Here is a 21,083-nt window from a genome sequence, read left to right as displayed (position 1 = left end):
AGCAGCCTCCGCCCTGCCACCGCGCCCACGACCGCACACAGAGACGACCACAGACGCAAAGTGCGACGCACAACGACGAGGGGCCCCACCGCGAACGGTGGGGCCCATCGACATCGTGCCCGGTGAGGCACTGGCGGAGGATACGAGATTCGAACTCGTGAGGGGTTGCCCCCAACACGCTTTCCAAATGTTCGTCCGGGGATCCGGTGGCGTGCAGGAACGTTCTGACCTGCGGTGGAGCGTTCGTGGCAACCCCGTCCGAACAGGGCTGGACGGGGGTGAACGCAACCAGAATTGCAACCACCGGAGGGATCAGTGCCCAGGGCGGTGTGATCGCGCAGCTGAGTAGGCCCCGGCCCCTTGGGCCGACTTTGCTCCTACGCTTGGGGGATGACAATGACGCCGCAGGAGCTTCAGGCGCGGGAGTCCAACCTGGAGCTGATCAACAGCGAGATTGCTGCGCGTATGGCACGGCAGTCGGAGGCCGGCGCCAAGGTGGACACCAAGGCCGTCTTCGTCGTCGGCTTCGCGGCGACGGCGGCACAATTTTTGGCGGCTCGTCCCTTCGAGCCGTACACGGGCATCGCGGCCTTCGTGGCCTATGCGGTCAGCATTGGCGTCGGGATCTCGATCTTCAGCCTCGCAAAGTACGAGGACATCGAACCCAGGGCCGTACTGGATAGTCACGGGCGTGATGAGAAGCCGACAACGCTGATGGCCCTGGCTGCGACGAGGGTGACCATGTTCGAGACCAACGGGGCGGCGCACGAACGCAAGACGAAGCGGTGGGTGGTCAGCCTGACGGCCATCGCGGTGGGGATCTGCCTGTCGACTGTCAGTGTCTTGCTGCACACTGACGTACATGACAGAGAATCCGGCAAGCCCGCCCCCTCCACCTCCTCCTCCGCCCAGCCTCACTGACACCTTCGCCAACCCGAACCTCGTCGGTACAGAGAAGAGGGGTGGTGGCGGCAAGACCTCTCCCCCCGTCGGCGGCAGAGGCCAGCCCCCCAAGCGGGGTTGACGCACCCTACGGCCTCCGTCCCCTCAGCCGCACTCCAGGCCCTGAGGGGACTGGAGCCGTCCGTTGCGTATGGAGTTGCGAGATGAGTCGGTTGCGCCGATCGAGGCCGGTTGTCAGTGGCCGTCGGTAGACTTATCGAAGCCGCAACTAGCGGGCCAGTAGCGAGAGATGAGCGACCATGACGAACAAGAAGACCATTTTCGTAGCCTTCGCAATGGAAGACGAATCGCGCCGCAACCTGTTCACGGGGCAGCGAATCCATCCTGACACCCCGTTCGAGTTCATCGACCTCTCCGTGAAGGAGCAGTACGTAAGCGACTGGAAGGAGCGCGTCCGCACGCGCATCCGTCGCTCGGAGGGGGTCGTCGCGCTCATCAGCAAGAGCACGCCGGGGGCGACCGGACAGCTTTGGGAGATCGACTGCGCCCGCAGCGAGGGCAAGCCGATCCTCGGTATCTGGCTCGACGATGACTACCGCGTCAAGCCGACGCAGATGGGATCCGCCCCTTGTAAGGCATGGACGTGGTCCAACGTGTCCGACTTCATTGACTCGGTCTGACCTAATGAAGCGTGCCCTACTGGTCGGCGTCGACCAGTACAAGAACTTTTCCCAGCTCAACGGGTGCGTCAACGACGTGACTGCGCTCTACCCTCTGCTGGCGCGCAACGAGGACGACTCTCCAAATCTCGACTGTCGGGTGGCAAAGGCCCCACAGGATGGCTCGGGTCTATCTCGCGACGACCTGCTAACCCTACTTGATGACCTGTTTGCGCCCGGCTCCGACTTTGCCTTGTTCTACTTCGCGGGCCACGGCGCGCCGCAAAACGGTGACGTCGCCTTGGTGACCTCAGACGGTACCAATGCGACGCCGGGGATCAGGTTCAGTGAGATCCTTGAGCGCATCATTCGCAGTGAGATCAAGGAGACCGTCGTCGTCCTGGACTGCTGTTTCTCCGGCGGCGCGACGACCATCGCGGCCCTTGGTACCGATCAGGCAATTCTTCCAAAAGGTACAACGGTCTTGACCGCGAGCCGGGGGGATCAGTTCTCTGTGGAGACCGCCTCTGGGCGTGGTCAGTTCTCGACTTACTTCGAAGGCGCGCTCGACGGGGGAGCCGCCGATGTTCTTGGACATGTCAACATATCCGGTCTTTACGCTTACTTGACTGAATCGTTTGGCGCCTGGGAGCAACGCCCCACACTGAAAGCGAATATTGACAGACTCCACGATATCCGTGTCTGTGATCCGCGAGTTCCGAAACCGATGCTGCGGCAGCTCCCTCAATGGTTCCCTACCCCGGACCAAGTCCTGAGCCTCGACCCGTCATTTGAGCCGACGGAGGAGCCCTCGCACCCTGAGAACGAAGCCATCTTCGCTGGCCTGCAAAAGCTCCGAGCCTGCCGCCTCATCGAGCCTGTGGGTGAGGACCACCTCTACTACGCCGCTATGAGATCAACGGGGTGCATTCTGACGCCCCTGGGTAAGCATTACTGGCAACTCGTTAAGGCGGACCGCGTATGACTCGCATTGGAATCACAGGACATCAAGGACTTCCGGAGGTGGCAATCCCCTATGTGGCCCAGAATATCCGGGAGATTCTCGCCGAAACGGCAGCGCCACTGGTCGGGTACGGTTCCCTCGCTGAAGGCGCCGACCAACTCTTTGCGCAGGAGCTACTTGCAGCCGGAGGCGAGCTCCACGCAGTCATCCCGGCCAACGGCTACGAAGCGACATTCTCCAGCTCCGACAAGAGCACGTATTTCACTCTGCTCGACATGGCGACCGACGTGACGCGCCTTAGCTTTGAGTCCCCAAGCGAGGAAGCGTACGACGCAGCTGGCCAGTGGATCGCGAAGCACTGCGAGATCTTGATCGCGGTATGGGACGGAAAGCCAGCACGCGGACTGGGCGGCACCGCAGACGCTGTAGCCCACGCACGCAAGCTCGGCCGGGTCGTTCGCGTTGTCTGGCCCTCTGGTGTGCAAAGGAGATGACCTTCGAATAATGAGCCACAGACCTTCGGGAGTGGAGACCTTGGAGTGTGCCCAGACGGCACTGACAGGACTCCCCTCATCCTCCGGTCATGCGAGCTTCGCCCTCTTCGATCTCGACGACACCCTGGTCGATCGAGGGCGTGCCTTTCCTGAGTGTGTACGCGGCTTCTGCCAGCGGTTCGGGCTCGGGGCCGATGTGGAGGCGTGGTTGCGGGAGGCGATGTATGAGCGGGCCTACCAGGAGGACTTCGCGCGGCTGCGAGAGGAGTTCGCGGTGTCAACGCCGGTCGAGGAGCTGTGGCTCGGCTACTGCGACGTCATGGCGCGGGCCGTGAGCTGTGCGCCGGAGGCCCTGGAAGGGCTGGAGCGGTTGGGGGCCGCAGGGTGGCGCCTGTGGGCGGTGACGAACGGGGCGGGGGACATCCAGCGGGCGAAGCTGGCGCGGACCGGGCTGCTGCCGTTGTTCGACGCTGTGTGCATCTCCGAGGAGGTCGGGGTCCGGAAGCCCGCTGCTGGGATGTTCGAGGCCGCAGGGCGGATGCTCAGGGTCGAGGACCTGGAGCGGGGTGGATGGATGGTCGGGGACAGTCTGGAGAAGGACGTGCTCGGAGGTCGCGCGGTCGGCCTGCGTACCGTCTGGGTGACCGCGGAGACGGAGCCCGGCACGGCTGACCACTGCGTCCGTTCCGTGGCGCAGGCAGTGGACCTGATGCTGAACGAAGGCGGTGCAGGCTGTGTCTGAGCCGGTGGTCGGGTTGCTGCACCCCGGGAGCATGGGTGCGGCCGTGGGCGCGCAGTTGCGCGCCGTCGGGGTGCGGGTGCTGTGGTGCCCTGCTGGGAGGGGCACAGCAACGCGGAAGCGGGCGGCGGACGCCGGCCTGGAGGCGGTGGTGGACCTCGGCGAGCTGGTGGCGCAGTGCTCGGTCCTGCTGTCCATCTGCCCTCCCGCCGCGGCGGAGGACGTGGCGCGGCGGGTCGGCGACTACGGGTTCCGTGGGATCTACGTCGAGGGGAACGCCGTCACGCCCGCGCGTGTACGCCGGATCGCAACCGCTCTCCCCGCGGCCCAGGTGCTCGACGGTTCGGTGATCGGGTCTCCGCCTCGCGGCGGCAAGCGTCCCGCCCTCTTTCTCGCCGGTGCCGCCGAAGCCACGGAGCAGGTCGAGAAACTCTTCGCCGACACCGACGTCCGTATTCGCGTCCTCTGCGACGAACTCGGCCGGGCGAGCGCCCTGAAGCTCGCTTACACCAGCTACCAGAAGGCATCCCGTATCCTCGCGGCCCTGTCGTACGCCGCAGCCGCCGAGCACGGCGTCGAGGACGAGCTCCTGGAGGTCGCGGGCGGCAGGTCCGGCAGCTACCTGACGGAGACTGGCTACTTCGCGAAGACGGCCGCTCGAGCCTGGCGGTGGGCGCCGGAGCTGGAGGAGGCGGCGCAGCTCCTGCGGGACGCCGGTCTGCCAGACGGTCCGGTCAGCGGCGCGGCTGCGGCACTCGAGCGCTGGCTGCCGCTCAAGGACACGGAGGGGGAGCCCGACGACGTCCTTGCCCTGCTCCACGGCGAACCTGAAGGGCCTCCGTCAGCGCAGGGCTGAGCCCTCGAGCGCGCCGAGCGCCGCGCGGACCCTCTCGGCGGCCTCCGCCGGCCCATACCGGTCCGTGGGCAGGTGCACGTCCCACAGCTTCGGATCATGACCCTCAAGATCGGCGGCTGTGGCGTCCCATGCCCTGAGCCGTGCCTCTGTATCCCTGTCGCCGCGCGCGACCGACCGAGCGGCCGTGACGTCACGCGGGCAGTCGAGTCGGACGGTCAACCACCGCGCGGGGTATGCGTCGCGGACGGCCAGGACGCCCGCGACCTGCCCCAGGTGGACGACGGGGATGTACCCCTTGTCGAGAACGGCGTCGAGCCCGGGACGGTCGACGAGGTAGACGTTCCCGTAGCGCTCGTTGCGGTACAACACCTCGCCCGCCGCCTCTAGCTCCCGCAGCTCCTCCGCCGTCCCGAGTCGGTATCCCTCCGTCCGGCCGGAGCCGACCTTGAGGCGGCGGAACTGCCGTATGCGCACATCGACCGCGGTGAGCGCGGCGGTGACGGTGTCCTTACCGCTGGCCGGCGGGCCGTAGAGGAGGATGCCGGTCTTCATGAGGTGGGCGCTCCCATGGTGAAGCGGGCATGGTCGGCGAGGGCGACGGCGGTGCCGTAGCGGTTGTCAACGCGGATGTAGGGCCGGCACGGGCGCAGGGAGAGGTCGAGGGTGTCGGCGTAGGCGGACCAGTTGGCGAGTTTTCAGGCGTCGCGAGCGGCGGAGCGGAAGCCGATGTACTCGCGCATGGAGTCCTCGTCGCACGTGATCCAAAGCGGGCAGAGGTCGACCTGGTGGGCCTGGCAGCGGTTGGCGAGGCGCTGCGTCCAGGCCGGGTCGGTGAGCTCCGCGACGGACGGGGCGGTGGCCACGGTGGACAGGCCGTTGTCGATGTTGAGGTAGATCGACTCCATCAGGCACTGGTACTCCAGGGGCCGTACCTCGCGGCGGTAGGTCTCGGAGTGCCGGTCGTTGGGGTCGCAGCCGAGCTCGGTGAGAAGGTGTTCGACGAGGGGGCGGCAGAGGGGGTCCTTGTCGAGGAGCGCCCATCCGGTGAGCTGTGCGAGGAACCGGGCCACCTCCGACTTGCCGCTGCCCGCGAAGCCGCCGACCAGGACGAGCAGGGGACGACCCGAGGTAGGGCCGTGGCCCCGTGTCCGCCAGGCGTCGAGGACGCGCTCCGCGATCGGCGGGAACCCGTCGTCGCGGTTCTCGGGGAGCAGTCTGGAGAGCGTGGCTGCCAGGGTGGCTACCCGGGCTCTGTCGTCGTCCGCGTAGGCAGTCGGGGTGCCGTTCACCTCCCCTGGGAGGGCTCTGCGGAAGCCGAGCTCCGGCTCGGTGGAGCGGTACAGAAGGCAGTAGGCGCGGCGATAGTGCGGGCCGGGGTAGATCTCGCCCTGCTCGTGCTGCCACAGCGTTTGAAAGTTGGCGGCCGGTGCTGTCAGGCCGGCCTTGCGCGCGGTCTGCCGCAACTGCTCGCCCGCGGCCTCAAGCGTGAGGCCGTGCAGTTCCCTTGACTCGCGTAACTTCGCGGGATTCCAACCGGACCGGTTCCTGGCCATCTCCCCCACCAATTGATTGGTCGTCACAACCGGGACCATAGACGCCTGATGGCGGAACCCATGTGTAAGCGGATGTGTAAACCCGCTGAGGGATCCGTGGTGCGAGTGCAGCAGCTCACCGTGATACAGCGATCACGCTAAGCCGGTTGTGATGTCCCTGGCAACGCCAACAGGTGCATCACCTACCGGAGGTAGCCCATGCTCAGCTCACTTCCCCATGCCCACGGGGGCGTCTACGGCTTACCGGCACAACGCGACCCGAACCCCGCGCCCGTAGACCACTTCGTCGAGGCCCTCCGTACGGAGGGCGTGAACGCCGACCGTGCTTGGCGGGCCTGGTCTGACCGGCTGCTCAGCGAGAACCACGTCACCACCGATCTTCTGGCCGGGCTGTGGCGGGAGGTACTGCGCTTCGACGACGTGCTGGCAGGCTTCGCCGAGAACCGGGTGCCCGTGCCGCGGGGGACGGTGATCGTGTCGGGCAGCGGCAAGGAGACGTTCAAGACCTTCAACGTCTCCACCGCGGCCGCGCTCCTCGCGGCTGCGGCAGGCGTGAGCGTCGTAAAGGGCACTTCACCATCGGTCTCGGCGGTCTCCGGGTCGGCCGACGTGCTGTCGGCGCTCGGCGTTCCCGTGCTCACCTCCCCGGCGGACGTCACCGAGGCTGTCGAGCGCATCGGCATTGCCTTCGTCGACTACGGGTCGTTCTGTCCCCGCTATGCGGCCCGGTACGACGGCCGCTTCTCCGAGTTGAGCCCGATGAGCTTCTTCATGCCGGCGGCCTCCTTGCTCGTGGACGCTGAGGCGTTCCTGCACGGCCTGGCCCATTCCGACGTCGGCACGGCCGCTCGGGCCATCCGCGCCGCCCGCCCCGAGCTTGCACGGGGGCAGGTGGTGACGACGGACGTGGGCGAGGGGATGGTGGTCGACGAGATCGCCCCGGTCGGCTACACGAGGACCGCAGAAGCACTCGGGAACGGCGTGACGGTCAGCCGCCGCACCCGCCCTGGCGATCGTGCCGCCTGGCGGCGCTCGGTGGCGCACCGGTCAGATCACGCCTCGAACGCCCTCGTGCTGATGGAGGCGCTGCGTCCGGACGCCGATCCGTCGCTCGCCGACTTCGTCGATCTCAACGCCGCCGCCATCGTGGCCTGTGCCCGACCGACAATCACGGAGGACGCCGCGCTGGCGCTGGTTCGGGAGGCGCGCGCGGCCGGCGGGCCGAACCGACTTCTTCAGTCGCTCCGCCAGGCCGCCGACCAGAGGGGCACCCGTTGACCGCCGAACTGCTCTGCCCGACCGAACGGTGGCTCACCGACGGACTGGGCCCGCTTGCCCGCCGCTTCACCCACCACGACGGCGCAGACCGGGTGCTGGCACCGGCGACGGCGGACGGGCTCACTATCGTCACCGGCTTCGGTCCGACGAATGCTCCCACCGCCGGAACGCTGTCCGTCATGCTCGGCGTGCTGGAGCTCCAGCGGCACCTCCACGTGCCGATGACGGTCGTCGTCTCCGAACTCGGCGCCTGGAACTCCCGGAACGTCCCGTGGCAGACCCTGGTCGGCGTACGGGATCAGATGTTCGCGTTTCTGCGCGCCCTCGGTTACGAGGACGGATCGGCGGGAGCGTCCGTACGACTGCGCTCCCACATCGACCACGACAACCTCGTGCGCTGCGGACGCGTCGCCCGATTCCTCGGCCGGCAGGACTTCCTGGACCACCACGAGGACCTGCTCGACCTCTACCAGGACCACGGGCTCCTGGGCAGCGAGATCGGGATCATGGTCGACGCCCTCTACACCGTCGCCGACATCCTGGAGCCGGCCGAGGGCGGGGCCCGCCGCATCCTGATGCTCTCCGGTCGGGAGGAGGGGTACTTCACGGAGCTTTCGCGCCTCGCACTCCAGCGCCAGCGTACGGCCGGGGAGCTGTCGCTCGACTGGGAGGCAGAGCTGGGCTCGCTGTACTTCCGCGTACTCGAGGGCCTCGGCGGCTACCCGAAGATGTCCAAGAGCATCCCCGCCTCCAGCATCCACCTCGGCATGAGCGACGACGAGATCTCCTCGCAGGTCCTCAGTCGCGATCCGGCGTCCCAACGCCCGCTGCTCTCCGCGATCGAGCTCAGCAGCGGCTGGGACGTCGCGGCGATCGACGCCGCGCGTGGCGCCTTCCACTCACGCCGCGAAGACGCGGCGGCGTGGGAAGAGGTGAAGCGGGACTTCACCGAGAGCTTCGTCCGGTTCGCTCGGCTCTGGCGCGAGGCGGGTCGATGAACCGCCCGACGTACGTAGTCCTCGGGGCATCGGGACGCCTCGGACGGCACCTGCTGCCGCTGCTGCCCGACCCAGAGCGCGTGGTGGCGCTCTCTCGCCGACACCACGACAGCGCCCGCACCACGTGGCTGGTCACCGATCTGTCCGAGGGCCCCTGTTCGGTGTCGCCCCTTGTCGACCGGTTGCGTGACGCGGAGAGTGTGACGCTGGTCGACCTGGTCCTGGATCGCCGCAGCGTAGCGACCATGCGCCGTTCTCTGGCTACCTCGACCAAGTTCACCATCGCTGTCCGCCACTGCCTCCACGCCGCCCGTGTGCCGGCCCGCATCGTGGTCGCAAGCTCCACGGCCGTCCTCGCTCCGATCGGCCTGCGGACGCCGTACGGCATCGCGAAGCGCAGACAGGCGGGCGTGTACGGGCGGGAAGTCGGAGTCGACCTCGTACTGCTCCCGCAACTCGGCGGTCTCACTCCGTACGAGGCAGCCGCGGCGCATCTCGCCGGGGTCATGGCTATGCCTTCGCCAGCCGATCGTCGGCTGTGGTTGGTGCCGACTCCGCCGCCCACCGACGGCCCGCACATCGGGCTCGGCGCCGCGGCCCAGTTGTCCCTTCTCGCCTGGACAACCCGGCGCAGCGATCCCGCCGCCGCCCGGCACGCGAGCCATGTCCGGCTCGACCAGCTGCCACCGCGCCTGCGAGCGCGACTGGATCACCACACCGCTCCACCGTTCCTGCGGCGGCGCTTTGAGAGAGATCTCGGCTTGGCGCCTGCGCGACTGCTCACCTCGGAGGACATCTGTGAAGCGCCTTGACGTCCTGGTCCTGGGGGCCGGATTCGGCGGCCTCACCGCCGCCGTGCGCCTCGCCGAAGAGGGGCACCACGTGACATGCCTGTCGGACGAGCTGCCAGGTGCGTCGTGGCACAACTTCGGGCAGCTGCACTCGGGCGCGGTCTACGCGCCCGTGCTTCCCGAGGTCGCCGCCGCTTGCTGGAAGCACCGGTCACGGTGGTCCACCCTGTTGCAGAACAGCGTGGCCACCCGCACGGGGATCGGGCTCTTTCAGGACGCCGCCAACGCGCCTCGCTACGTCGACATGTGGAAGCGGCTCGGCATCCCCGTACGGCCGCTGACCGCAGGCCAGGTGCGTGACCACGGGCTCCTCGTAACCGAACCGCCGGCCGCGGGATTCCTCCTGCCGGACCTCGTAGTGGACGTAGCTGCCCTCCACACCGCGCTACACCGGAAGGCGCGGAAGGAGGGTGCCGTCATCGAGCACATCGCCTCAGCACGCCTGGTCCGCCGCGGAAGCCAGGCGGCGGTCAGGACCTCGAGTAGTGAGCTGCGCGAGGCAGACACCGTGGTACTGGCCGCAGGACACCGCACCGCGCAGCTGCTCGACCTGCTGGGCATCGAGCACCCGCTCGCAGTAAGCCGCCTGCCCTACGGCGTCCTGCCGGACTGCCGCAGGCACATCCCTCTCACCTACCACCTCGATGGCGACCTGTTGGCCGTCAGCCCACAGAACCACGGACTGCACGTGGCCCTCCCAGGCCGACCGGACGACCGCGCATCGGACGCCGCCCAGCACTACCGCCTCGCCGCCGCCCTCTCCCGCCACTGGCCCCAGCTTCCCGTCGAGAAGCTGGAGCTCCGATGGGGCAAGGTAGCGGAAGTCCAGGGCCAGACGCCGGATCCGTCGGTGGCCGTTGCCGACCTGGGCGGACCCGCCACCGGCTGGGGACGCGTCGGCAACCTGGTCGTCTGCCTACCGGGCAAGTGGACTACCGCCTGGCACGGCGCGGACCTGATCGCCCAGGCCGTAGCCCGCCGCGGTTGAGCGGCGCGCTCAGCCGATGCCGATCGCCCTCCTGACCTGCTCCAGCACGGGCTTAGCCCGCGCCCGCGCCTTCGACGCCCCGACCGCCAGCAACTCGTCCAGCTCACTGCCGGGGGCCATGAGCGCGTCGTAACGCTCCCGCATGGGGGCGAGCCTGTCATCCAGGGTGACCAGCAGCGTGTTCTTCAGGTCGCCCCATCCCATCCCGCCGGCCTCCAGCCGGGACCGGACCGCCGCGGTGTCCTCGGGCGTCGCGAAGTGCTGCAGGATCTGGAAGACGGCGGAGGTGTCCGGATCCTTCGGCTGCTCGACCGGGGTGCTGTCGGTCGGGATCTTCCGCACGACCTTGCGGAGCTCCGCGGTCGGCGCGAACAGCGGGATGGTGTTGCCGTAGGACTTGCTCATCTTGCGTCCGTCGGTCCCCGGAAGGGTGCGACCGCTGTCCTCCTGCGGCACCACCGCCTTCGGCAGCTTCAGGCTGAACGTGTCGCCGTACACCGCGTTGAACGCGCCGGCGATGTCCGCCGCGTACTCGACGTGCTGCAGCTGGTCCTTGCCCACCGGCACCAGGTCGGTGTCCATGATGAGGATGTCGACCGCCATGAGGACGGGGTAGTTGAACAGCCCCATGTTGACCCCGGCGTCCAGGTCCTCGTTCCCGGCCTCGCGGTTCCGGTCGCGCGCCGCCTTGTAGGCGTGGGCGCGGTTCATCAGCCCCTTGGCGCTGAAGCACGACAGGATCCAGTGCAGCTCGAAGATCTCGGGGACGTCCGACTGCCGGTAGAAGATCGTGCGCTCGGGGTCCAGGCCGGCCGCCAGCCAGGTAGCCGCCACGGAACGGGTCCACCGGCGCAGGAGCTCGGGATCACGCACCGAGGTGAGCGCGTGATGGTCCGCGATGAAGTAGATCGACTCCGCACCCGACGCCAACTCCAGCGCGGGCTTGATCGCCCCGATGTAGTTGCCGAGGTGCGGCTCACCGGTCGGCTTGATCCCGGTAAGCGACACCTTCGCTTCAGCAGTCAGCATGCGCGGAGCCTAGCGGGGTCATCCACGTTGAGCCAAAGACAAGTTGATCCGCTAACCATCTCGGTTCCTCGGGAATGACGCGGAGCCAGGGACTCCGCAGAAACTAGATGACAACAAGGTCGCCGCTTAACAATGCCTCGACCAGTCGAGTCGAAGCGCGCGCTGGATCGGATGACCGTATTCAACCTATAGGAGGAGAGTGATGCGGTGTGTACAGCCATGCAGCCCCACCTGCCCAGTCCTTCCATCCGTTGACGTGGATACTTTGAAAGGTGTCATGGTGAGTGATCAGATTGCCCATGTGTCGGGCTCTGTCCGAGAAGATTACAGCGAGGTCACCGGATGCGTCAGCGGCAAGCTTGTCACGGATGATGGGAGCGTCAGCGAATCTGTAGACCTCGCTCACGTCCGGCCCGAACGGCCCTCCAAACGCCTCATGAGCCGCGGCGACATGGAGCGCCCCGCGTACGCGTAGAAGGCCGGAGGATTCCATGTCGTGGTTGTCGTGGTTGAGGAGCTCAGTAATTTGGGGCAACAAACTGACAAACGCGTCTGATACGAGCTCTATGCCTGGCTCCCAGAATAGCCACGAGTCGCCATGATCTGTTCTCTTAATCTCTCGGTGTACACCGGACCTGTGGAGGGCGCCGGCCCATACAGCATCGAACCGCCGACGGAGATGGATCTGATGATGGGGGTTACGTGCCGCGAGGCTAGCGATGCCAAGGACCATCATGGTGTACAGCTCCGAGGGCTCCTTCGTCTCCTTGGGCTGTGTTGACGATCGTTGAACGACAGCGGCCTCCACCTGCCTGCGCCTCTCAAGCCAGACCTTGACATCACCGCCCCACGCCTTCACAACCGCCTCAAGTCTGTCCCGGCTCGGGAGGTTCTCGCCGTTGAGGTAGGAGTAGTACGTCGACCGCCCAATCTCAGCGCGCTGGCAGGTTTCCTTTTCAGAGCCAAGCGCCCCGGCCTTGTCCCGTAGGAGCCGCAACTCGAGTGCGAAGGCGTGCAGTGGCTGGCTGGGATCGAGTGGCTTCGGCCGCCGTCCCACGACGTCCTCCAAGTCCTGCGTAGTCCCGAGATCTCCGACCTAGTCCAGAATCGTAGACCAGGAAGAGCCCCTGAATGACGCTGAGGTCGTCACCGAGTCTCAGTGCGCTAGGGAGGTTTGAGGTGGAGTACGCGTTTGGCGTGAGGGTTTTGTTGGTCGTTACGGCGCTTCTTGCTGCGATCATCGTGGGGATGGCAACCGGGCTGCTGGCCCGTCTAGGCGGCGCCAAGTTGCCCGCTTGCATCTTGTGCAGCGGTGCATCCGTAGGGGCAACCATGACCATGCTCGTGCTGGTTATGTCGGCATTGGGCGTTCTTGAGTGAGCGCGAGGTGCTCAGCACAGCGGCCTATGGCCCATCAGCACGGGGAACATCCTGCGCCAGCTGCAGGTGGTCGAGACACAGGAAGCCAGGGCTTCGCTGGACCAGCGATGCCCTCGGTGGCCCGAAGCTGGGGCTGCGGGGTGGTACGCCTGGACAGAACTGCCCGCGTACGCGCCTTCTGTGGGCCGCGTCGTTTAGCACCCCTACCGCACGATCTCGTTGCCGCGCTCGCGGTATCCGCTCGGCTAACCGTCCCGCTGCCGCGCCGGGTGCTGCCGGAGAGGGCACAGGGCCGGCTCCTGAGTGCCTCTGCCGACTGACCATCGTCCCGCAAAAGCCGGGCCTCCCGTTCGGGTGGCCCGGCTTCACCCTGTTCGGGTAGATGTTGTGGGTGGGCGGGCTCGCGCTCTCCTGTACGCGCGTGTCAGGGCTGGTTGCCGTGGCCGGCTCGCTGTCGCCGCTGAGAGAGCCCTCCCCGGACTCAGCGCCGGTGATTGGAGGGAGTCGTCGGCCGCGAAATCGGTGCTGCGGCGGGTGCCGAGGTAGCGGTACGCCGTTCGGCACGGGCGGGCACGGACCTGGGGATCTCGGCTGCGGCGGGTAGGTGTGCTGCGCGGCGCAGGCGCCAGACGAGGACCTCACTGACGGAGTCGGCGGAGTCGAGCTCGCGATGTCGGGCTGCTTCGGCGAGCAGGGCGGCTGGATCGTGGCCCGCTTGCTGGGCGTCCGTGAGGGTGGCGGCAAGGGCGGGCCAGCTCTGCTCAGCCCGTATTCGCTCGGCAAGCTCCTCCGGGAGCGCCTGTCGAAGAAGATCGGCTTGCAGGTGCCCGATGCGCGGTGCCAGCTGCTGGCCGCGCCGGCGGAGGGCGTCGATGGGCTGAGCCGCTGCGGCCTGGTAGGCGGAGCGCAGATGCGCGGCTGTCTGCCGGGCGGCGGCCGCCTGCTGACTGTGGTGCTTCTTGGCGTGCCAGTTCGCCGCGGCGATGACGAGGAAGACCGCCATGTCGATGACCATCGCGGTGGTGGCGCCGTCCTCGCCACGTCCGAGGGCAGGGCCGCTGCGAACAAGATCGCGGGCGGCCTGACGAAGGGCGTGGGCATGTCCACGGACCGCGCGCACATGGGAGCGGCCGGCCCGCTCGAACGCCATGGCCGCTTGTCGCAGTTCGACGCGGGTGTGGGTAGCGGAGGTCTTGGCGAGCGCGTCCAGAACTTCCCCTGCGGCGGCGATCTGGGCCGCGGCCGCGCCCTCGTCGCCAAGGTCGATGACCAGCAGGGCCTGCCAGGTGGCATCGGTAGCCCGGCGCCGGGCGAAGGCGGGATGGGTGATGGGCGGCAGCAAGGGCTGTGCCGTTTCGGAAGGGCCCGCGGAGATCGCCGCTGCGTCACGGGTCCAGCGCTCTCGGATACGGGGCAGGGACAGGTCGGGGCCGAGGGTGGACCCTGCGTAGAAGACGGGTTCGTTGTCCTTGTTGCGGTCGCCAGGCAATGCGACCTTGTACCCGAGTAGGTCGCCCGACGGGGCGAACCGCTTTCGGACCAGCAGCCCCTCGGCGGCGAGACGCTCGAAGAACTCGTCCGTGGAGGTAACGCCTGCCGCCGCACCCCGCACGGACTCGCGCAGCTGTTCCCGCGCTGTTCGCTGGCGCCCTTGCCGTTCGGCCTTGTGCCGTTCGGCGCTGGTAGGGCGCTTGGCCGCCGTTCCGTCGCCGGGGGCGACGCGATGGAGGTCGTAGTCGGCTTCGATGAGACGGGCTTCGGCCTGGGCGCGCTGCCCGGAGCGGTGATGGTGGGGTCGCCAGCCGTCCTCACGTATGAGGGTGGCGATGACGTGGATGTGGTCGTCGGCGTGCCGGACGGCGGCCCACCGGCAGCCGGCACCGACCGCGCCGTCCGGGTCGATGCCAGTGGCGGCCACGATGCGGCGGGCGATATCGCCCCACTCCTCGTCGCTCAGGATGCGGTCGGTCGCGGCCGCGCGAACGGAGCAGTGCCACACGTGCTGGTCGGGCCGCTGGTCTTCGGAGACCAGGCGCAGTGGCTGGTCGAGAAGACGCTGCAGATCTTGCCTTGTCGCGGACGCGTCGCGCCCCGGGTCGGGCGCCGTACTGTCGAAGGAGGCGACCAGATGGGGGTCGACGTGCTCTTCCCGGGTGCCCTTGCCGAACAGGTAGTTGAGCAGCCCGCGGGTACTGCTGCCTTGCTTGTGGATGCGGGGGATCAAGCGCTCTCGCCCTTCGGGAGGTTGTTGACCTGCTCGACAGCGGTCCGGGTGGCGATGGCCGCGCGCTGGACCTCGGTGAGGGTCTCCTCGATGCGGGCGGGAGCGATGTCGCCGCCCGCGTTGAGGATCTTGGCAATCTGGTTGAGGTTGCTGCCCGCCCAGCCGAGCTTGCGGCCAGTGGCGAACAGCTCGATGAGCACATCGTGTTCGGCCGCGATGGTTGCGGCGGTGCGGTTCTGGTCGCGGGCGGCGGCCAGGCCGGAGTGGGCGAGGAAGCCGGCGACGCTCGTTCCCACGGCGTCGGCGCCGGCCTGGATGATGGAGAGTTCGACGTCGTTGAGCCGAACGCTGTGGGCGCGGCGCTGCTGCTTGTCACGCGGACGAGACTTTCCCCTGGCCCGGCGCTGACGACCGGCCTGATCTGGCTGCGATCCGCCCTCGGTCGCTGCCTTCCCGTCCGGTGCCCCCTGGCGCCGGACGGGCCCCGCCACCCCCGGGGCGGGACCGGGTTCGGACGCTCCCCCCACGGGGGAGTGTCCGAACCTCCAACTTGCTCCCGTCGTAGTGGTGGCAGTCAGCATCATCGGATGCTGCGTGAGCGGGATTTCGGAGTGCTGATCAGGCATGTCGGTACGTCCTCGTATCTGGGTACGGCGTGGGAGCTTGGGGGCTCAGACGATTCGCTGTCGCGCGGAGAGATCGGCGAACTGCTCGGCGGCGAGATCGAGGAGCTTCATCTGGCTACGCGGTGAGCGGCGGGCGGCGGTGGCCAATACCTTGTCGATTCGCGGATCGAGAGTGCTGACGGCATCCAGCCCTGCGGCTCGGGCGACCACCAAGCGCAGCTCTGCGTCGATCCAGGACCAGTCCTCGACGGGGGGCACGGGGGTGCCGTCACCGACCGTGCCCGCGAGTCGGCTCAGGTAGTCGCCGCCGGCGGAGAGGACGTCGGGCAGCGGGATGTGATCACCGGCCATCCACCGGCCCTGGCCCAGCAGAGTGAGGATGGCGCACCGCAACATTCCTCGCTCGTCGTGCTGTGGTGCGGTGCAGATCGGGCAGGAGGTGTCGGCACACTGCAGTGTGGGTGTGGTCGAACGCGTCATGGCTGGAGGGCCCTTCATTTGTGAGAGATGCGGTGCCCCGTGCTGTCTGCACGGGGCGGGGCGGGAAAAGTGGGGAGAGGCGCGTGGCAGAGGTCAGCGCGTGCCCGTGGAGGCTGCGCCGCTACCGCGTGGCCGTCTACCACCACCTCATCCCGAGCCTCGGCGCCCACCGCCTGGCGAAGCTCGAACCAGAGCACCTGGAGCGCCTCTACCGAAAGATGCAGGCGAACGGCAGCTCCGCCGGCACCGCTCACCAGGCACACCGCACGGTCAAGACGGCGCTCAACGAGGCCGTACGCCGCCGCCACCTCACCATCAACCCTGCGTCGATCGCCAAGGCGCCCAAGGTGGACGAGGAGGAAGTCGAGCCGTACACGCTCGAAGAGATCCAGCGCCTGCTCGTCGAGGCCACCAAGGCGCGCAACACCGCGCGCTGGGTCATCGCGCTCGCGCTCGGCCTGCGGCAGGGCGAGGTGCTCGGCCTCAAGTGGGAGGACGTGGACTTCGAGACCGGCGTGATCCTCGTGCGTCGTGGCCGCCTGCGGCCCCGTTACGAGCACGGCTGTGGCGACAAGTGCGGTCGCAAGGCCGGCTACTGCCCGCAGAAGATCAATGTCCGACGCGAGACGAAGGACACCAAGACCCGCGCGGGCAAACGCTCCATCGGCGTGCCCGATCAGCTCCTCGCCCTGCTCCGCCAGCACAAGGCGGAACAGGAACGCGAACGAGTGCTTGCCCGCGACCTCTGGGTGGAGAAGGGGTACGTCTTCACCTCACCCACCGGCGAGGCGCTGAACCCGAACACCGACTTCCACAGGTGGAAGGACCTGCTGAAGTCCGCGAAGGTCCGTGACGGCCGTCTCCACGACGCCCGTCACACAGCAGCGACGGTCCTGCTGATCCTCGGCGTCCCGGAAGCCATCGTCGATCGCATCATGGGCTGGGAGCCCGGCAAGTCCGCCCGGATGCGTCGCCGCTACCAGCACGTGACAGGACAGGTGCTCCAGCAAACCGCCGCGAAGGTCGGCGGCCTGCTGTGGGGCCCCAGCTCGAGTTCGGTCGTGCCGGCCTCTGGGCACGCCGCGCCCAACCCGAGCCGGTCGTCCACCCCAGCGGAGCCGACGGTGTACGTGGCCCTCCTCGGCGATCGCCGCATCCCCTTCCTGCACCACGAGCACGCGGCCGCGGTGGCCTCACAGTGGGGAGCCGACCATCCCGGCGAGCCTGCGAAGGTCGAGGAATGGGACCGGGAGAAGTGGGACCACGAGGGACCGGGCGGCCCGCGGGCCATCCGTGATCAGATGCCTGACCGTCGGGTTGTCCATCACGCCTATGCCGTCTATCTGCCTGGTGGCTACCGGCTTAATGTTGGTCGAGCCGAGCGTTTGTCCGCGCTGGCGTGGGAGTTCGAGCCTGACCTCTTCACGGATCTGCCAGTCCGTTGGCACACCGCGCGGCGCTCAGGCCAGGAGGTCGAAGCTCAAGTCCGCGGTACCGATGAGGACGCTGTCAGTGCCGCGTTCGGCGACGCCTGCACGGAGGCGGTCGATCGAGCGAGGAACCCAGGCAACTACGGGGATCTTGATGCCTGTTAGCTAGGGCGCAGGGCGTGTTGTGTGCCCCGCGCAACCCGCCCTGACGCTGCGTGGAGTGTGCGGGCTCGCCTCTCCACGCCCTCGACTGTCAGTGCTACCCCCCACACTTGGGCCCAGCGGGTTCCCGAACCGGGGTCCCCGTACCCGTTCAGGCGAGGAGATCTGGGATGGAGCACGAGGTCATCCAGCAGGCGGCCAAAGATTTCTGGGACAAGCGCGCGGAGCAGAGGGGAAATCAGGAAGACGACGGAAAAGCCGGAGGAGAGGCCCGCGCTAACGGCCACATCGCGGGTTTCGAGAATGCCGTGAAGGAAATCTTTGTCGCCTGTGGTATCCCGAAGAAGGACATTCGAACCGGGAGGCCCTATCTTCCTGGATATTATCGCGTCCGCAAGTCCTGGGACCTTGTGGTTGTTTACAGGGGGGTTCTTGTTGCTGCCTTTGAGTTCAAATCCCAAGTCGGTAGTGTGGCAAAGAATTTCAACAACCGATTCGAAGAAGCGCTCGGGAGTGCCACTGACTTGTCAGCGGCCAAGGAGATGAACGAGCCCTTCGGTGAGGTGCCGCCTTGGCTCGGCTACGCCTTCGTGCTTGAGGAGACAGACGAGACCGAGAAGCAGAATAGGCAGTCACATGCGCTCTTTGAAACCGACCCGGTATTCAAGGGCATGTCATATACCCAACGCTATCAAGAGATGATCAGTCGATTCGTCGGCAAGAAGGTGTACAACATTGGGTGGTTCGTGACCACGCAGAAGGCAGAGGACGGAACGGTGACGTATAAGGAGCCTCTGCAAACCGCGACCGGATACGCCCTCAAGGTTGCCATCGAAGGTCGCGTTAAGCATGTGAAAGCGATGCTCGGGGAGCGTGAATGACGGCGTATCCGTTTGCTGCTGACATGTAATCAGCGAAGAAGGAGTCAGATAGACCGGTGGTGTCATCCGGGAATGCCGAGGTCCCTCAAGTAGGTGAGCCGCGCATTGATCGCTGCTGAGAAGTGCCGCCAGTCGAGGCTTTCTACGAGCTCGATGGGCGTGGGGTCTTCAGCCGAAGAGGTCACGTAGCACGCGGCGTCATAGAGCTGTTCAGCCATCAGGCGCTCGCAGAAGATGCCAAACCGATCCTGATACGAGGTTTCGGTCCAAATCTTGTCGGCGGGCAGGGCGCCCTTCGCAGTTTTAACCGGCCGTCGGGATCCTTGCCCGTCCTGCATGATGAAGAAGTAGCCGAGCCAGGGCTTCTCTTTCGGGAATAGGTCAGCGAGGGCTGCGCGGCGAAGGTCAACGGCGCTGCCCAAGGCTTCTTCGACGCGATTATTGAAGTTGTTGCCGAACGAAGGACCGCCGAGCGCCTTCAACTCGAAGGCTGCGACAAGTACGCCCTCGTGGACGACTACGAGGTCCCACTGCTTCTGCGGCCGGTAGTAGCCGGGCAACTCCAGCCCTTGGGACTTGCTGACGCGGATGCTCTCGGCCGGGTAGCCGGCTTCCAGGAAGAACTTCGCCAAGAGGGCTGCGATCACGTCGAAGTGCTTGCCGCTGCGTACCGATCCGGCCGTGCCGACCCCGACCGCGGCCTTGATAGCGGACTGTTCGCCCTGCAGCTTCCCAGCGTCCCAGTAGGCCGCTATCGCATCCTCGAAATCCTGGCGGGCGACCGTCAAGATCCGTCCTTCTAGTCAGGCAGTTCGGCAAGTCCGTAGACGCGTAGGGCGGCTTGAGTGGCTGCGCTCACGTCTCGCTTGTCGAAGGCTGCCGCCAGGGCGTCCCGGTCATGCTCGCTGATCGCTTCCGGGTCGGGGACCCGGATCTTGCGGAGGTACTGGGCCTGGAAGCGGAGGGTCCCGCCTCGCATCTTGACCGCGTACGCCTCCACGAATGCTTCCGCGACCTTGGAGAGCAGCAGACCACCCAGCACGCGCATGTCCCAGACGTCCGAGACGATGAAGTACAGGTTGTGGTGAGGGTACAGTCCGCCCTCATCGAGTACCGGATGGATCGTCAGCTTCATATCCGGGAACAGCAGCTTGGGCCGCCGGGTCAGCGCGTGATCGACCTTGTCGATGGTCTTGTACCAGCGGTGGGGCTGCTTGACCGCCACGTAGCGCTTGCGCAACGCGGCTCCGTGCTCGTCGAGATACTTCGCAAGTCGGGGGTACACGGCGAGGTCGACCAAGTCACCACTGGCCGTCCAGGGGTTGACCAGGTAGGTGCCATTCCAGTTGAGCACGCCGCTCGTGGTGTCGCGGACCATGGCCATAGGCAGCAACCGGTCATCCTCGATCGACGTGTCGTCATCGGTGAGGAAGACCTTGTCCGCTCCGGTGGCGATGCCAATGCCGACCCGGGTGCCGGTGCTGCTGTTCTCGAGCAGTTGGAAGCGCTCCGTCAGCTCTTCGAGCACGGCCAGTCGGGCGGGTGAGGCGCTCGGCCATGAGTCCTCGTCCGGGAACCAGTGCGGCATGCGAGCGGCCTGGAAGGCTTCCGTCGCGACCGTTTCAGTCCGATCGCTCGTGTACCAGCGCGCGAAGTTGGTGGCTTCGGAAGCGCCGAAGGCTCGCGTGGTGTCGGCGGCTACGGCGGTGCCCTGTGCCCGCTTGCTGATGAGCGTGATGGCCGGGTAGGCGGAAACCTGGTCGTTGAACGCGTCGACGTCGTGCATGACCAGGGTCAGGTCCATGCTGAAGCTCTTGGTCACCAAATGTCGCAGCCGCCGACCGTACTGGTTGCGCATCCAGCGATCCGCGCAGATGAAGCCCAGCTGTCCTCCTGGCCCGAGGCTTCGGAGAGCGACTTCGAAGAAGCCGACGTAGATGTCTGCGCGACCGCCCATGGTGGGGCACGCGTGACGGTAGACCGCCATCCTGTCTGCGGGAACGTCTTCCAGGCGGATGTATGGCGGGTTGCCGACGACGTAGTCCGCGTACTGGGTTGATTCCGGCTGGAGCAGGTAGTCACCCTGTCCAACCCAGGACTCCGCTACCTGCTGGGCCGTAGCTGGATCCCAGCCATCGTCGACCAACTGCTTCTCGACTACTTCGCCGCTCCTGCGGACGTTGCGCTCCAGCAGGTCAAGTGCACGAACAGCCCCGAGCGCGTCACCGATGGATCGGTTCTGTTCGCGGCAGGACGCACTGATCCGCGATGCCACGGCTCCGAGAAACGCTCCAGACCCGCAGGCCGGCTCCATGAGCTTCAGATCGCAGAGCGGCTTGTCCGACGTGTAGCCCACCAGGTCGAGGATCAGATCAACGACCCAGCGCCGCGTGAACACCTCACCGTGTTCAACGGCCTCCTCAGGGACAGAGGGGAGGGAGTGGAGGGCGGTGTCGAAGAACAGGGGAGTGGCCACGTCTCGACCCTACTAGGGAGGATTTAGGACATCAGAGTTATCCACAGGGACGTTCGTGCTCAACGGAGTGATCCCACTCATCCGCGAAACCGTGAACGCGAGGTCTGAGGAG

General features: G+C 66.8%; 22 protein-coding genes. 13 read left to right on the top strand and 9 right to left on the bottom strand.

Annotation, left to right across the window (positions count from 1 at the left end):
• The first annotated feature begins 390 nt into the window (after nt 1-390).
• The 6 genes from ACFWN1_RS04080 to ACFWN1_RS04055 all read left to right on the top strand — a co-directional run bounded on the left by ACFWN1_RS04080 (nt 391) and on the right by ACFWN1_RS04055 (nt 4,615).
• Nucleotides 391-921: a hypothetical protein gene (locus tag ACFWN1_RS04080; RefSeq protein WP_384357936.1), complete on the top strand. Its 531-nt coding sequence runs from the start codon at nt 391-393 to the stop codon at nt 919-921.
• A gap of 281 nt (nt 922-1,202) precedes the next feature.
• A complete protein-coding gene (locus tag ACFWN1_RS04075) occupies nt 1,203-1,583 on the top strand; it encodes a TIR domain-containing protein (RefSeq protein WP_384357934.1) in 381 nt (126 codons plus the stop codon).
• Between the two features lie 4 nt (nt 1,584-1,587).
• On the top strand, nt 1,588-2,547 hold the full coding sequence (locus ACFWN1_RS04070) for a caspase domain-containing protein (protein ID WP_384357932.1): 960 nt from the start codon (nt 1,588-1,590) through the stop codon (nt 2,545-2,547).
• A 38-nt stretch (nt 2,548-2,585) separates the two neighbouring features.
• Entirely contained in the window at nt 2,586-3,020 is a 435-nt protein-coding gene (locus ACFWN1_RS04065) for a hypothetical protein (protein WP_384357930.1), read from the top strand.
• Between the two features lie 10 nt (nt 3,021-3,030).
• Nucleotides 3,031-3,762: an HAD family hydrolase gene (locus ACFWN1_RS04060; RefSeq protein ID WP_384357928.1), complete on the top strand. Its 732-nt coding sequence runs from the start codon at nt 3,031-3,033 to the stop codon at nt 3,760-3,762.
• Between the two features lie 31 nt (nt 3,763-3,793).
• Complete coding sequence (locus ACFWN1_RS04055; protein ID WP_384357926.1) at nt 3,794-4,615, top strand: DUF1932 domain-containing protein; 822 nt, start codon at nt 3,794-3,796, stop codon at nt 4,613-4,615.
• Here the strand turns inward: ACFWN1_RS04055 and ACFWN1_RS04050 are convergent.
• Together ACFWN1_RS04050 and ACFWN1_RS04045 are read right to left on the bottom strand one after the other, a co-directional pair.
• On the bottom strand, nt 4,601-5,167 hold the full coding sequence (locus tag ACFWN1_RS04050; RefSeq protein ID WP_384357924.1) for a guanylate kinase: 567 nt from the start codon (nt 5,165-5,167) through the stop codon (nt 4,601-4,603). The two genes, ACFWN1_RS04055 and ACFWN1_RS04050, sit on opposite strands and share 15 nt — an antisense overlap.
• A gap of 143 nt (nt 5,168-5,310) precedes the next feature.
• On the bottom strand, nt 5,311-6,195 hold the full coding sequence (locus ACFWN1_RS04045) for an AAA family ATPase (RefSeq protein ID WP_384357922.1): 885 nt from the start codon (nt 6,193-6,195) through the stop codon (nt 5,311-5,313).
• A gap of 282 nt (nt 6,196-6,477) precedes the next feature.
• On the opposite strand from ACFWN1_RS04045, the gene ACFWN1_RS04040 reads away from it, so the two are divergent.
• From ACFWN1_RS04040 to ACFWN1_RS04025, 4 genes are read left to right on the top strand one after another with little or no spacing between them, the layout of a single operon-like run.
• Complete coding sequence (locus ACFWN1_RS04040) at nt 6,478-7,446, top strand: hypothetical protein (RefSeq protein ID WP_384357920.1); 969 nt, start codon at nt 6,478-6,480, stop codon at nt 7,444-7,446.
• Complete coding sequence (locus ACFWN1_RS04035; protein WP_384357918.1) at nt 7,443-8,444, top strand: hypothetical protein; 1,002 nt, start codon at nt 7,443-7,445, stop codon at nt 8,442-8,444. Before ACFWN1_RS04040 ends, ACFWN1_RS04035 begins: the two co-directional genes overlap by 4 nt.
• The gene (locus ACFWN1_RS04030; protein ID WP_384357916.1) at nt 8,441-9,256 is read left to right on the top strand and encodes a hypothetical protein; all 816 of its coding nucleotides are present in this window, start codon (nt 8,441-8,443) and stop codon (nt 9,254-9,256) included. The genes ACFWN1_RS04035 and ACFWN1_RS04030 overlap by 4 nt, the downstream gene beginning before the upstream one ends.
• Entirely contained in the window at nt 9,243-10,283 is a 1,041-nt protein-coding gene (locus tag ACFWN1_RS04025; RefSeq protein ID WP_384357914.1) for an NAD(P)/FAD-dependent oxidoreductase, read from the top strand. Before ACFWN1_RS04030 ends, ACFWN1_RS04025 begins: the two co-directional genes overlap by 14 nt.
• A 9-nt stretch (nt 10,284-10,292) precedes the next feature.
• Here ACFWN1_RS04025 and ACFWN1_RS04020 read toward each other — a convergent pair whose 3' ends face one another.
• Nucleotides 10,293-11,312, bottom strand: coding sequence for a tryptophan--tRNA ligase (locus tag ACFWN1_RS04020; RefSeq protein ID WP_384357912.1), 1,020 nt, complete (start codon nt 11,310-11,312; stop codon nt 10,293-10,295).
• Nucleotides 11,313-11,493: 181 nt separating this feature from the next.
• Nucleotides 11,494-12,381: a helix-turn-helix domain-containing protein gene (locus tag ACFWN1_RS04015; protein ID WP_384357910.1), complete on the bottom strand. Its 888-nt coding sequence runs from the start codon at nt 12,379-12,381 to the stop codon at nt 11,494-11,496.
• Between the two features lie 110 nt (nt 12,382-12,491).
• Here ACFWN1_RS04015 and ACFWN1_RS04010 point away from each other — a divergent pair, with 110 nt between their 5' ends.
• A complete protein-coding gene (locus tag ACFWN1_RS04010) occupies nt 12,492-12,692 on the top strand; it encodes a hypothetical protein (protein WP_384357908.1) in 201 nt (66 codons plus the stop codon).
• A gap of 481 nt (nt 12,693-13,173) precedes the next feature.
• Here the strand turns inward: ACFWN1_RS04010 and ACFWN1_RS04005 are convergent, their stop codons facing one another.
• The 3 genes from ACFWN1_RS04005 to ACFWN1_RS03995 form a co-directional block, all read right to left on the bottom strand.
• Complete coding sequence (locus ACFWN1_RS04005; RefSeq protein ID WP_384357906.1) at nt 13,174-14,916, bottom strand: mobilization protein; 1,743 nt, start codon at nt 14,914-14,916, stop codon at nt 13,174-13,176.
• Nucleotides 14,913-15,407: a mobilization protein gene (locus ACFWN1_RS04000; protein WP_384357904.1), complete on the bottom strand. Its 495-nt coding sequence runs from the start codon at nt 15,405-15,407 to the stop codon at nt 14,913-14,915. Before ACFWN1_RS04000 ends, ACFWN1_RS04005 begins: the two co-directional genes overlap by 4 nt.
• A 180-nt stretch (nt 15,408-15,587) precedes the next feature.
• Entirely contained in the window at nt 15,588-15,938 is a 351-nt protein-coding gene (locus ACFWN1_RS03995; RefSeq protein ID WP_384357902.1) for a hypothetical protein, read from the bottom strand.
• Nucleotides 15,939-16,105: 167 nt separating this feature from the next.
• Here ACFWN1_RS03995 and ACFWN1_RS03990 point away from each other — a divergent pair, with 167 nt between their 5' ends.
• Nucleotides 16,106-17,617, top strand: coding sequence for a tyrosine-type recombinase/integrase (locus ACFWN1_RS03990; protein WP_384357900.1), 1,512 nt, complete (start codon nt 16,106-16,108; stop codon nt 17,615-17,617).
• A 167-nt stretch (nt 17,618-17,784) separates the two neighbouring features.
• Complete coding sequence (locus ACFWN1_RS03985) at nt 17,785-18,495, top strand: PaeR7I family type II restriction endonuclease (RefSeq protein WP_384357898.1); 711 nt, start codon at nt 17,785-17,787, stop codon at nt 18,493-18,495.
• Nucleotides 18,496-18,557: 62 nt separating this feature from the next.
• On the opposite strand, the gene ACFWN1_RS03980 is transcribed toward ACFWN1_RS03985, so the two are convergent.
• On the bottom strand, nt 18,558-19,283 hold the full coding sequence (locus ACFWN1_RS03980) for a PaeR7I family type II restriction endonuclease (RefSeq protein WP_384357896.1): 726 nt from the start codon (nt 19,281-19,283) through the stop codon (nt 18,558-18,560).
• A gap of 11 nt (nt 19,284-19,294) precedes the next feature.
• Nucleotides 19,295-20,971: an Eco57I restriction-modification methylase domain-containing protein gene (locus ACFWN1_RS03975; RefSeq protein ID WP_384357894.1), complete on the bottom strand. Its 1,677-nt coding sequence runs from the start codon at nt 20,969-20,971 to the stop codon at nt 19,295-19,297.
• Nucleotides 20,972-21,083 lie beyond the last annotated feature (112 nt).

Origin of the sequence: Streptomyces sp. NPDC058459 (assembly GCF_042721685.1) — a bacterium.
Lineage (GTDB): Bacteria > Actinomycetota > Actinomycetes > Streptomycetales > Streptomycetaceae > Streptomyces.
Note: the sequence above shows the minus strand (reverse complement) of the source record. Positions and strands in the feature narration are given on the sequence as shown.

Bases quoted from the DNA above. Each gene is read 5' to 3' on its own strand.
- ACFWN1_RS04055 (WP_384357926.1), top strand. From the start codon at position 3,794: ATGGGTGCGGCCGTGGGCGCGCAGTTGCGCGCCGTCGGGGTGCGGGTG.
- ACFWN1_RS03985 (WP_384357898.1), top strand. From the start codon at position 17,785: ATGGAGCACGAGGTCATCCAGCAGGCGGCCAAAGATTTCTGGGACAAG.
- ACFWN1_RS04075 (WP_384357934.1), top strand. From the start codon at position 1,203: ATGACGAACAAGAAGACCATTTTCGTAGCCTTCGCAATGGAAGACGAA.
- ACFWN1_RS04070 (WP_384357932.1), top strand. From the start codon at position 1,588: ATGAAGCGTGCCCTACTGGTCGGCGTCGACCAGTACAAGAACTTTTCC.
- ACFWN1_RS04060 (WP_384357928.1), top strand. From the start codon at position 3,031: ATGAGCCACAGACCTTCGGGAGTGGAGACCTTGGAGTGTGCCCAGACG.
- ACFWN1_RS04080 (WP_384357936.1), top strand. From the start codon at position 391: ATGACAATGACGCCGCAGGAGCTTCAGGCGCGGGAGTCCAACCTGGAG.
- ACFWN1_RS04030 (WP_384357916.1), top strand. From the start codon at position 8,441: ATGAACCGCCCGACGTACGTAGTCCTCGGGGCATCGGGACGCCTCGGA.
- ACFWN1_RS04020 (WP_384357912.1), bottom strand. From the start codon at position 11,312: ATGCTGACTGCTGAAGCGAAGGTGTCGCTTACCGGGATCAAGCCGACC.
- ACFWN1_RS03995 (WP_384357902.1), bottom strand. From the start codon at position 15,938: ATGTTGCGGTGCGCCATCCTCACTCTGCTGGGCCAGGGCCGGTGGATG.
- ACFWN1_RS04050 (WP_384357924.1), bottom strand. From the start codon at position 5,167: ATGAAGACCGGCATCCTCCTCTACGGCCCGCCGGCCAGCGGTAAGGAC.